This window comes from Hyphomicrobium sp. 99 (genome assembly GCF_000384335.2).
GTDB lineage: Bacteria > Pseudomonadota > Alphaproteobacteria > Rhizobiales > Hyphomicrobiaceae > Hyphomicrobium_B.
This window is the reverse complement of the sequence record NZ_KQ031382.1, coordinates 3754137-3773142: the sequence shown is the minus strand read 5'-3', so window position 1 is coordinate 3773142 and position 19006 is coordinate 3754137. Positions and strand designations below refer to the sequence as shown.

General features: G+C 58.4%; 18 protein-coding genes and 1 tRNA gene. 7 read left to right on the top strand and 12 right to left on the bottom strand.

All coding sequences use genetic code 11. The features are described 5' to 3' along the window. Positions 1–75 precede the first annotated feature (75 nt). On the bottom strand, positions 76–252 hold the full coding sequence (locus G359_RS20640; protein ID WP_156150830.1) for a hypothetical protein: 177 nt from the start codon (positions 250–252) through the stop codon (positions 76–78). A 682-nt stretch (positions 253–934) separates the two neighbouring features. Here G359_RS20640 and G359_RS18160 point away from each other — a divergent pair. Then, positions 935–3097 carry a catalase gene (locus G359_RS18160; protein ID WP_082073007.1) on the top strand — a complete coding sequence of 721 codons (2163 nt, stop codon included), beginning with the start codon at positions 935–937 and terminating at the stop codon, positions 3095–3097. Positions 3098–3206: 109 nt separating this feature from the next. Here G359_RS18160 and G359_RS18155 read toward each other — a convergent pair whose 3' ends face one another. Together G359_RS18155 and G359_RS18150 are read right to left on the bottom strand one after the other, a co-directional pair. After that, the gene (locus G359_RS18155; protein WP_245280084.1) at positions 3207–4037 is read right to left on the bottom strand and encodes a ribonuclease HII; all 831 of its coding nucleotides are present in this window, start codon (positions 4035–4037) and stop codon (positions 3207–3209) included. A gap of 106 nt (positions 4038–4143) precedes the next feature. Then, complete coding sequence (locus tag G359_RS18150; RefSeq protein WP_197077610.1) at positions 4144–4527, bottom strand: helix-turn-helix domain-containing protein; 384 nt, start codon at positions 4525–4527, stop codon at positions 4144–4146. Here G359_RS18150 and G359_RS21185 point away from each other — a divergent pair. The 5 genes from G359_RS21185 (at position 4443) to arsH (ending at position 7752) form a co-directional block, all read left to right on the top strand. Next, complete coding sequence (locus G359_RS21185) at positions 4443–5009, top strand: TonB-dependent receptor domain-containing protein (RefSeq protein ID WP_156150828.1); 567 nt, start codon at positions 4443–4445, stop codon at positions 5007–5009. The two genes, G359_RS18150 and G359_RS21185, sit on opposite strands and share 85 nt — an antisense overlap. Next, positions 4963–5316, top strand: coding sequence for an ArsR/SmtB family transcription factor (locus G359_RS18145; RefSeq protein WP_045837260.1), 354 nt, complete (start codon positions 4963–4965; stop codon positions 5314–5316). Before G359_RS21185 ends, G359_RS18145 begins: the two co-directional genes overlap by 47 nt. Further along, positions 5313–5840, top strand: a complete 528-nt coding sequence (locus G359_RS18140; protein WP_045837259.1) for an arsenate reductase ArsC — start codon at positions 5313–5315, stop codon at positions 5838–5840. Before G359_RS18145 ends, G359_RS18140 begins: the two co-directional genes overlap by 4 nt. A gap of 72 nt (positions 5841–5912) precedes the next feature. Beyond that, positions 5913–7022: an ACR3 family arsenite efflux transporter gene (gene arsB, locus G359_RS18135; RefSeq protein ID WP_045837258.1), complete on the top strand. Its 1110-nt coding sequence runs from the start codon at positions 5913–5915 to the stop codon at positions 7020–7022. Between the two features lie 22 nt (positions 7023–7044). After that, positions 7045–7752 carry an arsenical resistance protein ArsH gene (gene arsH, locus G359_RS18130; protein WP_371199106.1) on the top strand — a complete coding sequence of 236 codons (708 nt, stop codon included), beginning with the start codon at positions 7045–7047 and terminating at the stop codon, positions 7750–7752. 780 nt (positions 7753–8532) lie between these two features. Here arsH and G359_RS18125 read toward each other — a convergent pair. The 8 genes from G359_RS18125 to G359_RS18095 form a co-directional block, all read right to left on the bottom strand. After that, positions 8533–11187: a DEAD/DEAH box helicase gene (locus tag G359_RS18125; RefSeq protein ID WP_045838208.1), complete on the bottom strand. Its 2655-nt coding sequence runs from the start codon at positions 11185–11187 to the stop codon at positions 8533–8535. A 2-nt stretch (positions 11188–11189) separates the two neighbouring features. Next, a complete protein-coding gene (locus tag G359_RS18120; RefSeq protein ID WP_045837256.1) occupies positions 11190–12932 on the bottom strand; it encodes a site-specific DNA-methyltransferase in 1743 nt (580 codons plus the stop codon). A gap of 82 nt (positions 12933–13014) precedes the next feature. Further along, on the bottom strand, positions 13015–14118 hold the full coding sequence (locus G359_RS18115) for a tyrosine-type recombinase/integrase (RefSeq protein WP_045837255.1): 1104 nt from the start codon (positions 14116–14118) through the stop codon (positions 13015–13017). 27 nt (positions 14119–14145) lie between these two features. Next, complete coding sequence (locus G359_RS21180) at positions 14146–14553, bottom strand: helix-turn-helix domain-containing protein (RefSeq protein WP_371199105.1); 408 nt, start codon at positions 14551–14553, stop codon at positions 14146–14148. A 60-nt stretch (positions 14554–14613) separates the two neighbouring features. Further along, on the bottom strand, positions 14614–14820 hold the full coding sequence (locus tag G359_RS18110) for a helix-turn-helix transcriptional regulator (protein ID WP_045838207.1): 207 nt from the start codon (positions 14818–14820) through the stop codon (positions 14614–14616). 135 nt (positions 14821–14955) lie between these two features. Then, positions 14956–15624, bottom strand: a complete 669-nt coding sequence (locus tag G359_RS19815) for a hypothetical protein (RefSeq protein WP_052699449.1) — start codon at positions 15622–15624, stop codon at positions 14956–14958. 85 nt (positions 15625–15709) lie between these two features. Further along, a complete protein-coding gene (locus G359_RS18100; RefSeq protein WP_045837254.1) occupies positions 15710–16939 on the bottom strand; it encodes a tyrosine-type recombinase/integrase in 1230 nt (409 codons plus the stop codon). 158 nt (positions 16940–17097) lie between these two features. Beyond that, positions 17098–17183 (bottom strand) — tRNA-Leu (locus G359_RS18095). A gap of 441 nt (positions 17184–17624) precedes the next feature. Here G359_RS18095 and G359_RS18090 point away from each other — a divergent pair. Continuing rightward, positions 17625–18599, top strand: a complete 975-nt coding sequence (locus G359_RS18090) for a complex I NDUFA9 subunit family protein (RefSeq protein ID WP_045837253.1) — start codon at positions 17625–17627, stop codon at positions 18597–18599. Positions 18600–18694: 95 nt separating this feature from the next. On the opposite strand, the gene G359_RS18085 is transcribed toward G359_RS18090, so the two are convergent. Then, on the bottom strand, positions 18695–18982 hold the full coding sequence (locus G359_RS18085) for a BQ00720 family protein (RefSeq protein ID WP_045837252.1): 288 nt from the start codon (positions 18980–18982) through the stop codon (positions 18695–18697). Positions 18983–19006: the final 24 nt, after the last annotated feature.

The window sequence follows — 19006 nt, the reverse complement described above, 5'->3', positions numbered from 1 at the left end:
GGCAATTTGTTCCGGGGTCCTACGGGTCAGGGCGCGAGGAGAAGGGGTGGCATGAGGCGGAGCGGCAGCGCGAAGTTAGGGTTCGTAGCCGGTGCCCGACGTCCCTGAATCCGGTGTCATCGCAGCGTCCGCTGTGATCGGCGCGGCGGTTGCGCCCACGGCGGACGATTTCCAATCCGCATTGAGAGAATAGGCGCTGAGCGCCATGAAGGAAGCGAACAATACGGAAAGCCCGGCTACAAAAGATTTCATTCTTTACCCTCGCGAAGCCCGCTTTGAAACGTCAATGACTGGATTTATGTTCCGAAGCGGGTTGTGCGCGAGGCGCGAACCTTTATCAGGCGGCCATTTGCATTGTGGCGCTCATCGCTTCGCAACTTTCACCGCAAGCGCGACACGCATCGACGCAATCCTGCATGTCGCCCAGTTTTTCGCAGCTCTCCGCACATGCGCGGCAGATTTGAGCGCAGGCACGGCAGACGAAGACGTGCTCGGGAATTCCAGTCAGTAATATTGCGGCGGACGCGTTGCAAATTTCGGTGCACGCGATCATCAGCCGGAAATGATCGGGTTGGGTGTGTTTGCCTCCTGACTCGAGGCAATGGTTCATCGCCTCGTTAAAACATGTGGTGGCGCAGGTTTCGCAAAGATCAGCGCAAGCCCGCATTTCGGTGCTGAGCTGTTCCATTGTGGGCTACCTCATCCGCAAGATTGCTTCGGTACCAGAAGGAACCTCCAAGAGGCCGAAGAGTTGCTTCGCACGCGCTCTCGTTGCGCCAAGCTGGCACCGGGACGGAAAAAACTGCAAACAAAAATCGGAAAAATCTCGGCTCTTCGCCGGCTAAAGCGGAATTTTCTGCGGGAACGTAAGGCGGGGCACTTCTGTTCAAGACAGGTACTTCGCCCCCACTTAAAGCGCAGGAAGTAGATCATCATGACAACCCGCAATGCGCGCAACGGAGCGGCTAAATCGCGTCCGAAACAAAAAACTACGAAAAAATCGACGAAGTCTTATGGCGAAGTCAGCGTGGTGCGCGGGTCCGGCGGTGAATTGCATCAGGTGGCGGGAGATGGCGTCGCGACGATGACGACGCAGCAGGGGATTCCGATTTCGGATGATCAGAATTCGCTGAGAGTTGGCGCGCGTGGTCCAGGGCTCCTCGAAGATTTCGTCTTCAGAGAAAAGATCTTCCATTTCGATCACGAGCGAATTCCTGAGCGCGTCGTCCATGCGCGCGGATATGGAGCGCACGGGTATTTTGAGCTCACAGAATCCCTTGCGGACGTGACGCGGGCTGATGTGTTCCAGCGCGTTGGCGAAAAGACGGAAGCGTTCGTTCGCTTTTCCACGGTGGCCGGTAGCAAAGGATCATTCGATCTCGCTCGCGACGTGCGTGGCTTTGCCGTGAAGATTTATACGAAGGAAGGCAATTGGGATCTCGTCGGCAACAACATCCCGGTGTTCTTCATTCAGGATGCCATAAAATTTCCGGACGTGATCCACGCGGTCAAACCCGAGCCCGATCGAGAATTTCCGCAGGCGCAATCGGCGCACGATAATTTTTGGGATTTCATTTCGCTGACGCCTGAAAGCATGCACATGATCATGTGGGTCATGTCTGACCGGGCCATCCCGAGATCATTCCGCTTCATGGAGGGCTTTGGCGTCCACACGTTCCGATTGGTCGATAAGAACGATCGGTCAACGTTCGTCAAATTCCACTGGAAGCCGAAGCTCGGTTTGCAATCCGTGATGTGGAATGAGGCCGTCAAGATAAACGGCGCCGACCCGGATTTTCACCGGCGAGATCTTTGGGACGCGATATCGAGCGGAGATTTTCCCGAGTGGGAACTGGGCGTGCAATTGTTCGACCAGAAGTTCGCGGATGATTTCGAGTTCGATGTTCTCGACCCAACCAAGCTTATCCCCGAGGAAGTTCTTCCAGTTCGTGTTATTGGACGTTTGGTTTTGGATCGTGTCGTCGATAATTTTTTCGCTACAACTGAGCAAGTTGCGTTCTGCACTCAGAACGTTCCGCCCGGGATCGATTTCAGCAACGATCCACTCCTGCAGGGCCGAAACTTTTCATACCTCGATACGCAGCTGAAGCGTCTCGGCAGTCCCAATTTCACGCATATTCCGGTGAACGCGCCGCGCTGTCCTTTTGCGAATTTCCAGCAGGACGGCCACATGGCGATGACGAATCCGAAGGGGCGCGCAAATTATGAACCCAATAGTTGGGGGGCTGCACTTGGCGGGCCGCGCGAGTCGCCGAAACTTGGCTTCAGGACTTTCCAGGCGGTGGAGGAAGGCCCGAAGGTCCGGCTTCGTTCTGAAAGTTTTGCGGACCACTATAGTCAGGCGCGGATGTTCTATCGCAGCCAGACGGAGGTTGAGCGCAAGCATATCGGCGATGCCATCGTCTTCGAGCTGAGCAAGGTGGAGCGGCCGGACATTCGCGAGCGCGTGGTTTCACATCTTCTCAATATCGATGAAGGTCTGGCGGACGTTGTCGCGACTGGTCTCGGCATCGATGAACTGCCAGAAGCTGCGCAAACCGTCATCGAGCCGATTGATGTCAATCCGTCGGAAGCGCTCAGCATTGTTTTGCGCGGGCCTAAAAACTTTAAAGGCCGCAAGCTCGGAATTTTTGTGACGGACGGTGCGGACGCCAAGTTGATAAACGCACTCACCGTGGCTGTCGAAAAGCCAGGCGCACTTTGGGAGTTGGTCGCGCCGAAGATTTCCGGTGTCACCCTTTCCGATGGTACGCAGATACCTGCGAAGCAAAAAATCGATGGTGGTCCGTCAGTATTGTACGATGCAGTCGCTCTTGTCTTTCCGGAGGAGCAGGCTCTCGTGCTTGCCAAGGATGCGTGCTCCAAGGACTTTATTCGGGATGCCTTCGCGCATTGCAAATTCATCGCCTATTCGAGTGGGGCCGAGGCCTTCCTGAAGGCGGCGGGTGTGTATGACGATCTAGACGCCGGCTGTTTCGAGATCAGCTCCGCTCAGTCGGTAACGGATTTCATAAAAGCGTGTGCCGACTTGCGGTATTGGCCACGAGAGGTAACCATCGACCTCGATGCCAACTGAGTTTCAAATGTGAACCTGTCGACTTCTTTCTGCGAGCGTCAGTCATTCGACGCGATGCGGCCTCGGCACATCTCAGCAACGGCGGGTTCGACGTTGCAGTTGAGCGCTGCTACTCAGCGTCCGGTTCCGTACTGATGTTTTTCGGCCATGGCGGAAGTGGCGGAAGGCCCAAGGCTGCGCGTACAGGTGCGAACGAGCGCCGGTGAATCGGCGAGACGCCGAGCTTTTCAATGGCGGCCAGATGTTCGCGGACAGGATACCCTTTGTGTTGCGAGAACCCGTAACCGGGATAGTCCGCCTCCAGTTTGCGCATCAAGGCATCACGGGCGGTCTTGGCAAGAATTGATGCCGCGGCGATCGTCAGGCTCTTGCTGTCGCCCTTCACGATGGATTGCTGAGGAATTTGCACTTCTCGAAGGCGCCGCGCGTCAATCAAAAGATGACCCGGCCTCAACGAAAGTCCTTCAACCGCGCGGCGCATTGCGAGAAGACCGGCCCAATAGATGTTGATTTCGTCGATCTCCTCGACCTCGGCGAAACCGACGGACCAGGCTGAAGCCGTGACCTTGATTTCCGCTGCGAGTCGATCGCGCGTCGCTGCATCGAGTTTCTTCGAGTCATCGATCCCCGGTATGCGCGATCCGGGTTCGAATATGACGGCCGCAGCGGCTACCGGTCCGGCGAGCGGACTCATACCGGCTTCATCGACACCCGCCACAAGCAGCACGCCTTCCGCCCAAAGCGCGCTTTCGTAGCGCAGCAACTTTCGCAGTCGCTGACCCTCTGAGCGATTTTCAAAGCGCCGCTGCGCGATGGCGTCCAGGATTGCCTTGGCCCCTGGGCGCGGGTCGGCCATCAAAGCGGCCTCGATGTCTCTGTCGAGCGGGCGGCCTTCGATCACATAACGGCGATGAATCTGAGCGAGTAAAAGTCTGGTCACAGAACGCATTCTAGTCAGGGGAATGCCCGACGCAACCAGCCTCTCGCTAGCCCTGCATTGCAAAGGGCTAGGTGCTGGAGATACAGAGGAACTTGGTTAGGAGTTCCTAGATGGATCGGTTTCTCCGGCGCCAATCCGTCGGTGAGCACCCGCAGACGCGCCGAAACGCGGCCGCGAATTTGCTTGGATTTGAGTAACCGACCTCTGCCGCGATAGCCGTGATCTCGAGGCGGGTAAGCAGAAGCTGCTTTGCCCTTTCCATGCGCCGGACCGTCAAGTATTCGAATGGCGCGAGCCGGGTCGACGCTCTGAACGCGCGCGTCACGGTACGGATGTCCTGGACCAGTTCGCTCGCAATTTCAGACATGCGCACGTCGGAATCGAGGCGGCTTTCGATGAACTCGAATGCGCGCGCCAACCGCTGGGAGTCTAACGCACCGATCTGACGTGTGTCGTGAGACGGCGACCGAGCACCTACGAGCCGGTTCAAGATCACGAAGACGCCGTGCTCAAAAAATGCCGACGATAATCCGTGTCAAGGGTGTCGAGTTCGAAGCCAAGGCGGAGCTAACGCGCGAATTCTCGATCATCGCGGGATATTCCTATCTGGACTCTAAAATCACTAAGAGAGCACGCGTGGGTGAGATTGGCGAGAGGCCGGCAGAAACACCAGATCACCAAGCGTCATTCTGGGGGCAGTATCATTTCTACTCGGGCCAATTGAGCGGGTTGGAACTCGCGGCGGGCGTTCGCTACTACGATACGGCAATACCAACGACAACAGCCATACGCTCGACATCGCCGACTACACCCTCCTGTGTGCCATTGAACAGCCCCCCGAGATGTCAGCGAACGGTGTGGACAAGGGCTCGACGCTCATCTATGAGAAGTCTCAATAATTCAACAGTTGTTGAAAGATTGAATCTTGAACAAACGGCAAGCGGTTACCTCGCTGGCTGCTCTCGCCCATGAGCAGAGGCTCGGCATCTTCCGGCTTTTGGTGAGGAAGGGGCCGACAGGGCTGCCAGCGGGCGCGATTGCGAGCGCGATAGGAGCGAGCCCTACGGCTGCTTCGTTTCATCTTAAAGAGCTAGATCGGGCAGGGCTGATCAGGTCCACACGGCAGGGCCGAAGCATCGTCTACGCCCTCCACGTCGATGCCGTCCGGCAGCTCCTCACGTATCTGACAGAGGATTGCTGTCAGGGGCATCCCGAGATGTGCGCGGCTCCTACGAAGGCCGCCAAGAACTTCTGTCGCGTAGAAGGAGAAGGGAAATGACGACGACAAGCTCACCTCTGAACGTGCTCTTCCTCTGCACTCACAACTCCGCCAGATCAATTATCGGCGAAGCCGTGATCAATCGGCTCGGCAAGGGATCATTTCGAGGGTTTAGCGCGGGAAGCTCCCCATCGGGACGGGTGCATCCTTACGCACTCGATTTGCTCCGCAAGCTTGATTACCCGATTGAAGGATTGCGGTCGAAGTCGTGGGAGGAGTTTTCCGGGGTAGACGCTCCGAAAATGGATTTCGTCTTTACGGTCTGTGACGACGCGGCGAACGAGACGTGCCCGGTTTGGCCGGGTCAGCCAATGAGTGCACATTGGGGATTACCCGACCCCTCGGCGGCCCAGGGCAATGAAATCGAGCGCCGCCTTGCATTCGCCGACACCTATCGAATGCTGAACCAGCGCATCAGCGTGTTCACCAGCCTTCCCATCGCGTCGATTAATACCCTCTCTCTCAAAAGGCGGCTCGACGATATAGGGCGCATGAAGGCCAGCGCCGAGCCCGAGAAGGCGTGATTTTTTGCGTTGTGCCCCCCGGCATCTACTAACGCCAGAAATTCAGCGAACGCCCTCATCGCGAAGGTAAGCATGTCTACATTTGAACGTTATCTCACGGTCTGGGTCGCGTTGTGCATCGCGGCCGGTATTTCCCTTGGTCATTTCTTTCCGAGCGTCTTTCACGCTGTCGGCTCTGCCGAGATCGCGAAAGTCAACCTGCCGGTCGCAATCCTGATCTGGTTGATGATCATTCCGATGCTGCTCAAGATTGACTTCGCAGCTCTATCTGAGGTCAAGCAGCACTGGCGCGGCATCGGCGTGACCCTTTTTATCAACTGGGCCGTGAAACCATTTTCTATGGCCTTTCTGGGATGGCTGTTCATCAGCTGGCTTTTCCGTCCCTATCTGCCCGCCGATCAGATCAACAGCTACCTCGCGGGCTTGATCCTGCTGGCCGCCGCTCCTTGTACCGCGATGGTGTTCGTGTGGAGCAACTTAACGGATGGGGAGCCACATTTCACGCTGAGCCAAGTCGCGCTCAACGACGTGATTATGATCTTTGCCTTCGCTCCCATTGTTGGGCTGTTGCTGGGCCTGTCGGCGATCTCGGTGCCGTGGGCGACGCTACTCTTGTCCGTCGTCCTCTACATCGTCGTGCCGGTCGTCATCGCGCAGGTCGTCCGGCGAGCGGTGCTCAGCAAGGGCGGCGAGACCGCGCTTCGCGCAATCCTGGCAAAGCTTCAACCGGCCTCGCTCTTCGCGCTGCTTGCGACGCTGGTCTTGTTGTTCGGGTTTCAGGGCGAGCAGATTTTGGCTCAGCCGCTCATCATCGCCATGCTGGCCGTGCCGATCCTGATCCAGGTCTATTTCAACTCGGGTCTTGCCTATCTTCTCAACCGTGGCGCTGGCGAGGCGCACTGCGTTGCGGCACCGTCTGCCCTCATCGGGGCGAGCAATTTCTTCGAGCTGGCTGTTGCGGCTGCTATCAGCCTGTTTGGTTTCAATTCCGGTGCGGCGCTGGCGACGGTCGTCGGCGTTCTTATCGAGGTTCCCGTGATGCTTTCGGTGGTCAAGATCGTGAACTCTACACGCGACTGGTACGAAGCCGGGAGCGCGGTAAAGAGCCGTGGTGTTCCGGCACGGTTCCGGGTCGAGACGTCTGAGGTCGTCACTAGCGAGAAAGATGAACGTGTTGTCTGAACTTGAACTCTCTCACCCCAACATTCAGTCCGATGCCTTCCGTCTGCCCGACGTGGAAGCGCTTGGAGCGCTGCGAACAACGCACAAGCCGCGTATTCTTCTTCTTTACGGATCGCTGAGGGATCGCTCCTATAGCCGCTTTCTCGCGCAGGAAGCGGAGCGGCTGCTGCAAACGTTGGGTGCCGAGACGCGCGTGTTTGATCCGCGCGGGCTTCCGCTGCCCGATGGGGCTCCCGACACGCATGAGAAGGTGCAGGAGCTTCGCGAACTTGCGGCATGGTCAGAGGGGCAGGTTTGGTCCTCACCCGAGCGGCACGGGGCGATGTCCGGGATCATGAAAGCGCAGATCGACTGGATACCTTTGTCAGTCGGCGCTGTGCGGCCCACTCAGGGCAAGACGTTGGCGATCATGCAGGTGAGCGGGGGGTCGCAGTCCTTCAATGCCGTCAACCAAATGAGGGTGCTTGGTCGTTGGATGCGCATGATCACCATTCCGAACCAATCGTCAGTTGCCAAAGCTTTCCTTGAGTTCGACGATGCTGGCAGGATGAAGCCGTCGCCCTACTACGACCGTGTGGTGGACGTGATGGAGGAGCTGATGAAGTTCACCCTCCTGACCAGGGACCGCGCCGCATACCTGGTAGACCGCTACAGCGAGCGGAAGGAGAGCGCCGCCGAGCTGTCGAAGCGGGTCAACGCACGAGAGGCTATAGGCGGCACCTCGGCGTGAGCTTTAGGTCCGGTACGATTGGGGCCCCACAATGACCCAGTAGCGTCCTCTGGGCTGGTTAGGTCTATGCACCTGGAATAGGGGCGCCATGCACCCTCGCACAGCCGTCTTTCAAATTCTCCTAAAAGGGTCAGAAAGGCACCGTTGCGCGAAGCTTTGAAGGGTATCAGTCCCTGCCTTTCTACGCTGCCAAATTTCGGGCTCGCCGGGAGCTTCCGCGAACGTCTTTGCCCAGTCGTCGTATGCAATACCCGCTAGATGGACGCGCTCCATTTGAAACAGCGGACGCGGACCGTTTCGGTAGGCGGCAAACAATCGTTCGAGTTGCTCGGTAGCGGCGGCATTGCGTTGTCTGGCAAGCGCAGGTTCGCGAGTTTGAAGCGAGAAGCGAACTTCCGCATCTATCGTGATTGAGACGAGAACCGGGTCGTCACCAGGAGTTTCCGGTGGCAGGGAAATCGTCGCTCGCTTGCCTCGGGCTAACTCAAGAACATCGACGGGAGTGCGCTTGCGAAATTGTTCGAATGACGAGCCGGAACGCTTTCATAGGACGGTTTATAGCGAGCACCATGCGGCACGCCCCTGTGTCACAGTTGGGCGGCCAAAATCTCAATCATGCTCGATAGTTATTTCAATCCAGCGACTTAGGAAAGTCGTGGTGCCAGAAGAGGCAACGAATCTTGATTGCAAGTTATTGATATTGAGAAACCAATTCTTGTGACTTTTTGAATATACCCCCAAACATACCCCCACCCTTTTGGCGTGCCCACCCGCCAGGCCTTAGGTGGGCACCGCTCCAATGGCGTGGTCTATGCGGGCGAACTCCTTGTTCTCAATCATCAGGAACAAGCCCTTCCCGGACGAGCGGTCGGCCCATAGGTCGCCAACCAACCGCTTCTCCTTGGAATCGTCATTGGTGAAGTAGGGCGCGCCCTTGTATTCGACCACGAGCACTCGCCCGTCATTCAGCAGCGCTAGGAAGTCGGGATAGAACTTGTCCGATGACGTTTGCAGCCAAAAGGAGTGCGGCTGGCGCGACGTGTTGCGCACCCATGCCTTCACTCCCTTGTGGCGTTCAAGGTAGACCGCGCATTCGTATTCCTCGCCACTCGGCTCCAAATCGCCGATGACACGGAACAGGTGCTTCTTGAAATCGGTACCGCCCTTGTAGGGCTGATTATAGCCGTAGCGGCTTTCATCGAAAACAAGTTCAAGGTCCGAACTCGTTTCAAAGTCTAGGCCACTTCGCGGAAACAAGGCACGCTCGAAAGCGGTGGCCTCACGCAAGTCGCGATGCTTGGCGATGACCTTCACGAGAGCTTCGACAAGCCGGAACTTGGCGCGCGCTAGCCCTTCGATGCCCAACCCGGTTTTCGCCCCAATCGCGTCCAACGCCTTAGCGATGAAGAGCGTGGACGATACGCGGGTAATGTCGCGGCGCGAGGAAAACGGCAACCGGCGGTCCAGCCAGTTCACGAGGGCGTTCTTCGTCCAGCCCCGTTCCTGCAAGGCAAGGGCAAGCTGCTCATGCAAGTCGGTCACGAAGGCGAGTGTGATCTTCCCGGCTGTGTCAACGTCAACGTGAGCTTCGTCGGCCGCGCGCTTCGGCGGCTCGAAATAGTCGAGGATTGGCGCGGGGTCGGCCTCTTCCAGCCTCCAAGGGATGTCGAGGAAGTGGGCACGGTCGAATAGCTGAAGCCCGGCATCCGAGCGCACGCCAAGTCGCGGCACGGCGAAGCGGATCGCGGCGCTATCGTCCATCGCCTTCAACCGAGCGCCCCGCGACTTATGCACGAGCGCTTCAACCGCCTTCTCCGCGCCGGGCATCGCCAGCAACAGGGCGGTGCGGTCATAGGCGGTAAGAGCCCCGCGCGCCCTTAGAACGCCGCACTTAATATCGACTTCGACCCGGCCGCCTGTCGCGCCTTCCACATTGGTCTTGAGCGAGTCCGCGTCGGCACCTTCGGGAAGTGGCTCTTCAAAGACGAAGGCTGAGCCCCCATCTTCCATGCCCGGCAGCGCGTCGTGCGCGGCGCGCACGAGCGCTTGGGCTTCGACCCGCTCAAAGCCGTTGTTAACGAGCCCGTCGCGCAGAGTATTCGCGGCATTCTGAAAGCTCGTTGTAGTGGCGAAGGCATAGGCCCGATTCAGGTCTTCCCGGCGCTTGCGCTTGGCGCGGGGCAGACGAAGCACGCGGCCTAGAAGCTGTTCCACTGCGCGAGGCGACTTCTGCTCCGCGACCGAACACAACACATAGGCAAAGGAGCAATCCCACCCCTCGCGAAGCGCCTGTTGCGTGATGATAAAGCGGATTTTGCAATCCCGGTCAAAAAGGTCCACTCCGTCGATTTCCCGTGCGTCACCAGTCGCCAAGGCTATGTGCTCCGGCGGCACACGAAAATCCTCGACAAGTAGCTTCTTGACCTCTTCCGCGTGCAGCGTCGGCTTGTCCTTCGACTTCGGCTCGGCCTGCACGAGCATGACCGGGCGCACGAACTCGCCGGTTTCGGCTTCTTCTGCGCCCGCCGTCGCGGCGAGTTCATCAAGCCACGCGATGGAATCGCCGATGGTGTCTCGTGGCTCAGGCCGCCCGCGAAGGATGACGGGCAACTTGATCATATCGGCTGCCTTCAGTTCAGCGGCCGAAACGTGATGCAGCACGTTGGAAGCGTATATACCTTTTGCCGGATTGTGCTCTTCTGGCGTCACTGGCGTTGCGGTGAACTCGACTATCAGCGACGGGGTGAGACGCGCCAGCGTGTCGAATGACAAGCTCGTGCGGGCGTTGTGCGCTTCGTCCACAATCACCATAGGCCGGTGCAGGCGAAGCACATTGGCGAGCGACGGCAGCGGGTCGCCAGAAGGTCCGGTTTCGAGCTTACCCCGCAAGCCTTCGGCAACGCCGCTGAAGTGATCCATAAGCTCGCCGTTGGCCTCATAGACCTTGCGGCCTTCCGTCTCTTCAATACGGAAGGCTTGGAGGGTCGCGACGATGACAATAGCTCCGCCGTCATAGTCCGCGCGCTTGGAGTAAAGGGCATCGGCAACGCCCATGATCCGAACGTTCTCGCCGAAGCGCTCCGCCAGCGCGCGGCGGTTGGGGTGCGCTCGATCTTGCAAGCTCGCAAGCGTTTGGTCGCGGATCGTTTGCGACGGCACGAGCCAAAGCACCGTGGGCGTGTCGGTGCGAAGCAAGCTGTCGGATGCAACGCCAATCGAATGTGCCGCGAGGATGGTTTTGCCCCCGCCCGTAGGAATGCGAAGACACACATAGGGCACGCCGGGCAGGCAAGGCGGTGGCGTGAACGGTTGCTTCGTGACGGCATAGAAGGCCGTATCTGAATCGCCTAGCTCTACCGTCTTTTCCAAAAAGCGGCGAAGGCTGGCGAGCGTTTGAAGCTGATAGTCCTTCAGCGTGAAGAGGGGCAAACTCACAATCAAAGCCCCTCTATCTGGTAGGGAATCTGTTTGAACGTGACGCCGAGGCGCGAAAGCCGGTCATCGGGCACCGTGCAGCCTTCGGCATAGACCACGCGCGCCCCGTCGAAATCCGGTTCGGGCAAAGGCAGTTTTTCGAGCGCGGCCGCCGTGAGGACGTTTCCGGCATTGGCGCTGGCGACGCCGATCGCTTCGGCCGAGTGAAGCAGATATATGGCGCGCCCTTGGAATGTGCCGATCAAGGGCGAAGAGCCGTCGGCGCGGCGCGGAATTGGCGAGCCAGTCTCACAAAAGAACACATGCGCGGCAAGGTCAGGATAGGTGACGGCCGGACTGACATTGCCGTCAGCATCGAACAGTGGTTCGCCGAGCGTACAGAAGCGGAACCCCGAGCCGAGACCAGCCACCGGCTTCTTTGGATCGCCATCAGCATTGTAGCCCTCAACGACACGCCTAAGCCGCTCTGACGTGACCGTTTTGGCAATATGGTCGTCGAGTTCGATCAGGACGAAGCGTCGGCTTGTCTGCAACAGAGCGTTCTGCTCCAAGACGGCGTGTCCACTTGTGCCGGACCCAGCAAATGAGTCCAGAATAATATCGTTATCATCGGTCACGTAAGAAATCAGCCGTCCGATGACTTCATGATCTTTCGGATTCTCGAATAGCTTCTGGCCATCAAACAACGCGCGGTGGGCTTTCGCTGCGACCTGTGCCTGTCGATGAATGATCGACCCCATCACGCTGGCGGAATCATCGTCTTCTTCCTCGTCGCCCTTCGCCAAGTAGGACTTCACCATGGGCGGCTTGGTATGGTCCTCACGGAAAAAAATCAAACCTAGCTTAACTTGTTCGTCGAATGACTCTTTGGTGGCAAATCGCCAACCTCCCGGCGGGATTTCGCATGGCTCTTTGGTGACAGGATGGATTACTTCATAGCGCGGGCCGCCGCCGCCCGGCCAAGAGATGTCTCGGTCGCGCCAAACGCCCCTGTCATCGACCCATTTGTGGCGGGACAGCTTTTTCGATGGATGATCATTTGCCAGACTGGCGTACCATGCTCTTAGGCGACTTTGGATTTCCTCATTCGAGAGGCCTTCCTTTCGCCAAGTCCGATATTGAAGAAGGATTTCGGCCGCACCGGGCTTCGGCTCGCGCCACACGGTCTTCAGTTCACGAAGCTTAGACAGTCTCCTTGCGTATATCAGCGCATACTCGTGGCCGACGGAAAACAGTTTAGCGTCGTTTTTGCGCGTCTTGTCCCATACAAGTTGCGCGATGAAATTATTCTGGCCGAATATATCGTTTAGCATGTAGCGAAGCGTGTGCGCTTCGAAGTCGTCAATGCTGATTATGATCACGCCGTCTTCGGTCAAGAATTCTTTCAAGAGACGCAGGCGCGGATACATCATGCAAAGCCACTTGTCGTGGCGGGATAGGTCTTCGGCCTCCTTGCCCACGGTGGCACCAAGCCATGCCCGGATTTCAGGCGAGTTCACATTGTCATTGTAAACCCAGCCCTCATTGCCGGTATTGTAAGGCGGATCGATATAGATGCACTTCACCTTGCCCGCGTAGTAGGGAAGCAGCGCCTTTAGCGCTTCGAGATTGTCTCCCTGCACGAGAAGGTTGCCCGCGTCAGGGTTGCCAACGCTCTTGTCCTTGTCGCAATGGATCAGTCGATAGGGGACTTCGCGGTGATGGTTCACCACCGCCTTCTTGCCAATCCAATCGAGTGTGGGCATTCAGGATTCCGTCCCCCGCGCATTCTGAGATTTCTTTGACACCATAGAGCGAACTCGCCGGCCAAAAGCAACAACGCATCGTTCAGCCGATCGGGACGCCTCTATTCCGCGCGATAACGGCGCCGATTTCCGCGAGCATGTCGGGGTCAACGGCTTTGCCAGTCTTCATCTGTCCGATGACTTCTCCCTGCCGGTGCGGATCGATTCGGCCGTAGGAAGTCAGGGTGGTGGTGATGTTCTCATGGCCAAGGTTCTGGCTCCAGGCTTTCAGCTCCTCAGGTGACCGGCACGTCGTCTGTGCGAGATGGCCGAGCGTGTGGCGGAAGGAATGCGGCGGGAAGTAGGGCAAGCCGGCAGCAGTGAATGCTTTTCGGAATATCTCGCGGACCGGGGACGCATTGCTCCAGAAGCGCCGTTCGATCCCCGCCGGCGCAAAAGCGCCATCGCTCGCGATGCCGACGCAGGTTCGCGGGAAAAGCGGATCGGCGGGGCCGAACAGATGCTCGCCGCGAAGTTCATCGATCCAGGCGCGGACGATTTCGGCGAGATCATCTCCGATCGGAAAGAAATACGTGATGATGGCTTTGGCAAATTTGGTCTCGACCGTATTCGGGTCCTGTCGCACCACGGGTGGCGAACGCGTTGTATCTATGTGGCCCAGTGCGAGCGACACCATGGCCCGGTCGCGAATGCCGGTCAGAATTGTGAACGCAATCAGCGCTCGGTTGCGGCGGTCCACCACAGTTTCGCATGACATGGCTTCGATCGCGGCGTGCACCTGCTCAAGGCTTGGGAAGTCGCGCAGCTTGGGTGCCTTTGCGCGCGCCACGTCCTTGCGGGACGGTGACAGATAGTCGATGTCAGGCAGATGGATTTTCGATTTGAAGCCGGGTTGCCAAGCGAGCCAGGTGAAAAAGTCGCGCAGCGCTGACAATGTTCCCGCCTGCGTTGATGCGCTGAGCGTTTCACCTGTGCGCACGCCATCCGTTTCCGCAAGCCGCACCTTGAAGGCGACGGCCTGTTCGCGCCGGAATGTTTTGAAGTCCTTCGCGCCGGTGTAGGCTTCATATCGCGCCAGCGCCTTGCGCACGCTGTCGAGCGTTGCTTCGCTCTTGCCCTTTGCTTCTTTCAAGTAGCGCAAATAGTCGCGTTTCAAGCGCTCATTGGACGGGTTCAGTCTGGACATTCTGGCTATCTCCGTGAAGACACTGTTTCAGGTGGGGCTAGGACGATCATTCAATCGTTCCGGCTCCATCGTTTGCAGGTCGATCAGAGCGCGCAGGCACGGCAGGTCGGCTACGCGGATGGCGCGGTACATCGGCGTTTCGCACGCAGCACACAGAGCACGTAGAGATGCGAGCTTTTCCGTTCGTAACGTCACATCAGCCATTCCGCCCCAAGGTTTGCGTGGCGCACGGCACCGAAAGCAGTAAAATTCGCCGGGTCGGCAGGTTCGCTTGCGACTGCGCATTCGCTGGGAAAGAAATGCTTTCAGACGCGAGCCGTGGATTAGCAGCGGGCGCCGATCGTCGATGGGCTCCAACCCATCCTTGAGCCACCGCCGGATCGTATTGCGGTGGACGCCAAGGAGTCTCGCGGCTTCTGCCACATCATAGGCCATGGTCTGTTTGACTCGCAGGGGCTGCAGTCGGGCGGCACGATGGTTCCTTCGCATCGCCAATCAACCTTTGCGCGTGGCGGCAATGCGGTCAGCGATCCATGCGTCAATTTCCGATTCGATCCACGCAACGCAGCGTTCCGAAATGGAAACCGGTTGCGGGAAGCGGCCGTCGCGCATGTAAGAATAGATCGTGCTGCGGCTGAGGCAGGTGCGCGCCTTCACCGCCTCGAGGCGGATCAGCGATGGGCGGGTACTATCTGAGGTCATCAATTCCATCCATGTCTTGTTGGACATGCGAAAAGGATGACCGCGCCGTCGCATCTGAAATAGCGAGGCAACTTACAAAAAACGGAACTGTATCAGCCGGTTGAAGTTTCCGGCTCGATATTATCAAAACGCCCGTTAGAACGGTGTTTCCTCATCCTCCACCGAGGAAAACCCCGGGGTGGGTTTTCCGGAAACATCCCCTAGGGATTCCAGGAACCCAGGGGCGGGTTCATCAGCTTCGGGGGTGGCTGGGGCACCGCCGGTCGGTTTCCAATTTGCGACTTTGGAAATCTCCTCAATGCCGGTGGCGTTCGGGCTGCCGTCCTTGTTGAGAAGATCGTAACGTGCCGCGTTTTCTCTCAGCCAAGCTTCGAGCGCTTTTTTCGGAGATTTTCCGCGAAGCAGTCGCGGGTCAGCCGTTACAGCTTTCCACGCCGCAATCGCCGCTGCGAGCTTAGGCGCATAAAAATCGCCGAGTGGATACTGAATATCAGGAGCGGGCGCTGCGGGACGAAAGAAGCTGTCATGAAGGCCGATGCGCGGCATCCAATCCTGGAGATCATCCACGTGGACGAGGCTTTGCGAGTAATCTAAGCCAGCCCCGAATTCTTCATGATAAACCTTCCGATAAAGAGTGAGCGTTTCATCGTCGATGGCGTTTTTAAGCGCCGTTAATACGGCTGCGGTGTCCCTTTGGGCCTTGAGACCCCAACAACCAGCAGAACTGCAGTTGTATTCTGACGGGTTGTAACCTTCGATCAGAAGGGCGATGTGATAAATGGTTAGCGCGTGAACACAGCGCATCTTTCTCTATTACTCACGACATTCTCCGAAAAACGAATCAGTTTTTCGGATTCTGGAAATGAATTCGATTGAGTCCAGTGCCGTCCTAGGGCGCCCTCAGCGACTGCTTGCGGCCAAAGGGAATCACATTCTCGGCACGAAGCGTATCGAGATAATCGGCCCACCACGTCATCATCCGTGTGCGCTCTTCCCAGTGCTCGCCCCTGAGGTAGGCGCGGCGGATTTGATCGTTTTCCGCATGGGCCAGTTGGCGCTCGATGGCATCTGGATTCCAGAGCCCGCATTCGTTGAGCAGCGTTGACGCAGTGGCGCGGAAGCCATGGGCGGTGGCCACGTCGGGGCCGAAGCCAAGGCGCCGCAACGCGCCGTTCAGCGTGTTTTCGCTAATCGGTTTTTTGGCTGCGCCGATGCAGGGGAACACATATTCGTTTCCGCCGGTCACAGCCTGAAGCGTCCGCAGGATCGCCACGGCCTGACGCGGCAGCGGCGAGCGGTGCACACGGCGCATTTTCATCCGCTCCGCCGGAATTGACCAGATTGCGGTCTCAAGATCGAATTCGACCCAACGGGCCGCCCGCAATTCCCCGGGACGCGGAAAGAGGATCGGCATCAGTTTCAAAGCGGCAGATGTGGCTGGCTGCCCTTGATACGTGTCGATAGCGCGCAGCAGCCGGCCAAGCTCGATGGCCGACGTGACGGCCGGCCGGTGGCGGACCTTTGGGGTTGTGAGGGCTCCCCTCAGCGCAATGGTCGGATCGTTTTCAATTCGCGCGGTGGCGATGGCATAGCGGAAGACGGAGCCGATCACGGAGCGCAAGCGTCGCGCCGTTTCGTGGTGCCCCTTGACTTCAACCCGCCGGAGCGCCTGCAATACATCCGCCGACGAAATAGACCCCACGTCCCGATCGCCGAAATCCGGGTAAGCGAATTCAAGCAGCCACCGCCGTTTTCCCAGCGTGACTTCGGCGAGGCCTTCGCGGGTCAGTTTGGCCAGATGTTCTTTGGCGACGGTGCGAAAGGTGTTCGTCTCGGCTGCTTTGGCTTTCCTGCTCGCCCGCTTCTTGAGGGCAGACGGATCACCACCGTCCGCGATGGACTTTCTTGCCTCATCGCGGCGTTCGCGCGCCTTAGCCAACGACACGTCAGGATAGGCGCCGATGGCGAGAAGCTTCTCGCGGCCGCCCACGCGATACTTCAGCCGCCAAAGGCGTGAGCCGGTTGGATTGACCAGCAGGAACAGACCGCCGCCGTCCGCAAGCTTGTAGGGTTTGGCACCCGGTTTAGCGGCTCGGATGGCCGTAACAGTCAGGGGCATGGGGTCAGCCGAAGCCTTGTCGCGGATACCCCCAGAAATACCCCCAATTTGGTCGGCTGCCAACGGAAACCGTAAAATGTCCCCGGAACGCAAATTCCGATAAATCTAAGGTTTTAAAGATGTTCTTGGAAGTTTCTGGACCCTCTCAGAAGTCCAAATGGTGCCCAGAAGAGGACTCGAACCTCCACGCCTTGTGAGCGCTGCTACCTGAAAGCAGTGCGTCTACCAATTCCGCCATCTGGGCATCGACGTGTCAGGTAAATTGTGCAGACGCGGAAGTCAATTGCGAGACGTCAAATCGAGGCGAGACAACGCATGGGCGGTGTGTATGAGGCGATCCGCCCGGGTTTTCGGGCGCCGGCGCCTTAAGCTTTGGTCTTAAAGCTCCCCCCTCTCGGCGCCCTGAGGGCCGCTCTAGGTCCCTCGAAAGGATTTTCGTGCTGTCAGCCGTGATTCGGTGGTCTCGATCGTGACAACTATTGAGATTTGTTCGGTCAGCATCGGGAGCTGGTCTCCGCGGGCAATTCATCTTGGAAGGCCAGCGGAGCGGAGCGACGAATTCTCTTCGGCGGGTGCCCGCTGAGGCCGCCGTACAGACTTCACAGCGGCAATCGGTGCGGCTAGAGCTTGATCCGCTGATCGCAGCACTTAAGCCCCGCGGGGCCGCAGCATCGAGGTTTTGGAAATGGCAGAAAACGGCAAGCTGGCGACGGTGTTCGGAGGCTCCGGATTTATCGGGCGCTACATCGTTTGGTCGTTGGCTCGAAAGGGCTACCGCGTCCGCGCCGCTGTCCGCAGGCCGGATCTTGCGGGCTATCTGCAACCCATGGGCGTGGTCGGGCAGATTCATGCCGTCCAGGCCAACCTCCGCTTCGCCGATTCGATTGCGCGAGCTGTTGAGGGCGCCGACATCGTCATCAACGCCGTCGGCATTTTGTCGCCGACCGGCGCACAGACCTTCGAGGCTCTCCACGCGAAGGGTGCGGAGCGCGTTGCGAAGGCTGCCAAGGAAGCTGGCGCCTCTCGCCTTGTCCATATTTCGGCAATCGGCGCCGACAAGGAATCTGCGTCGCGGTATGCGCGGACGAAGGCCGAGGGCGAGCGGGCGACGTTTGCCGAATTCCCCTCAGCTCTCGTGCTGAGACCATCTATCGTGTTCGGTCCGGAGGATGAATTCTTCAACCGTTTTGCCGCCATGGCGCGGATCAGTCCGTTCCTTCCGCTCGTCGGCGGCGGTGACACAAAATTTCAACCGGTATTTGTCGGCGACGTCGGTCAGGCCGCTGCCAATGCCGCGACCGGGACTGGAAAGTCCGGCACGATCTATGAACTGGGCGGCCCCGAGGTCCTGAGTTTCCGGGATCTCCTCAAGGCGACGCTGCTGTACTCGGATCGCCACCGCCTGCTGTTACCTCTGCCGTTCGGCGTGGCGAAACTCATGGCGATCCTAAGTTCGCCATTGCCGAACTCGCTGCGTCCCCTGACGCTCGATCAGGTCCGCCTCCTGCAGTCCGATAACGTGGTGTCGGAGGCGGCGAAGAAAGAGGGGCGAACGATTGCGGCGCTCGGGATCGAAAACCCGGCTTCCATCGACGGGATCGTTCCGGAGTACCTCGAGCGCTTCAAGCCGAAGGGCCAGTACGCGCATTATCACCCGTAGGCGGTTCTCCGTGGATGGCGGGTACTGGAAAAAAGTAGAGCCACCCAACGGATTGGGTGGCTCTTTCTAAGAAAATCGGTGTTTTGGGCGCGTCCTTAGTGGAGCGGCGCGATCAACAGCTCGTCTTCCTGAGCATGCCCAATGGCCGCCTGCAGCGTGTCCGTCAACGCGATTGGCGTACCGTCGGCCGCGTGAAGCGAGAAGAGCGGAATGCCCTTCGGCAGTCCTTCGATCTGCGGAAACATCTCTATTGCTTCGTCCGAGGTCAGCGTCTTGATGTAAGCGACCTCGCCGCCACCAAGCCGTGCAAGCTCCAGCTCGCTCATGACTGGCGCTACAACATCGTGGACTTCGGTGGCTTTTACGGTGGTCTTAGTGTTCATGACGCTCTTCCTCCTTGTGTCGAG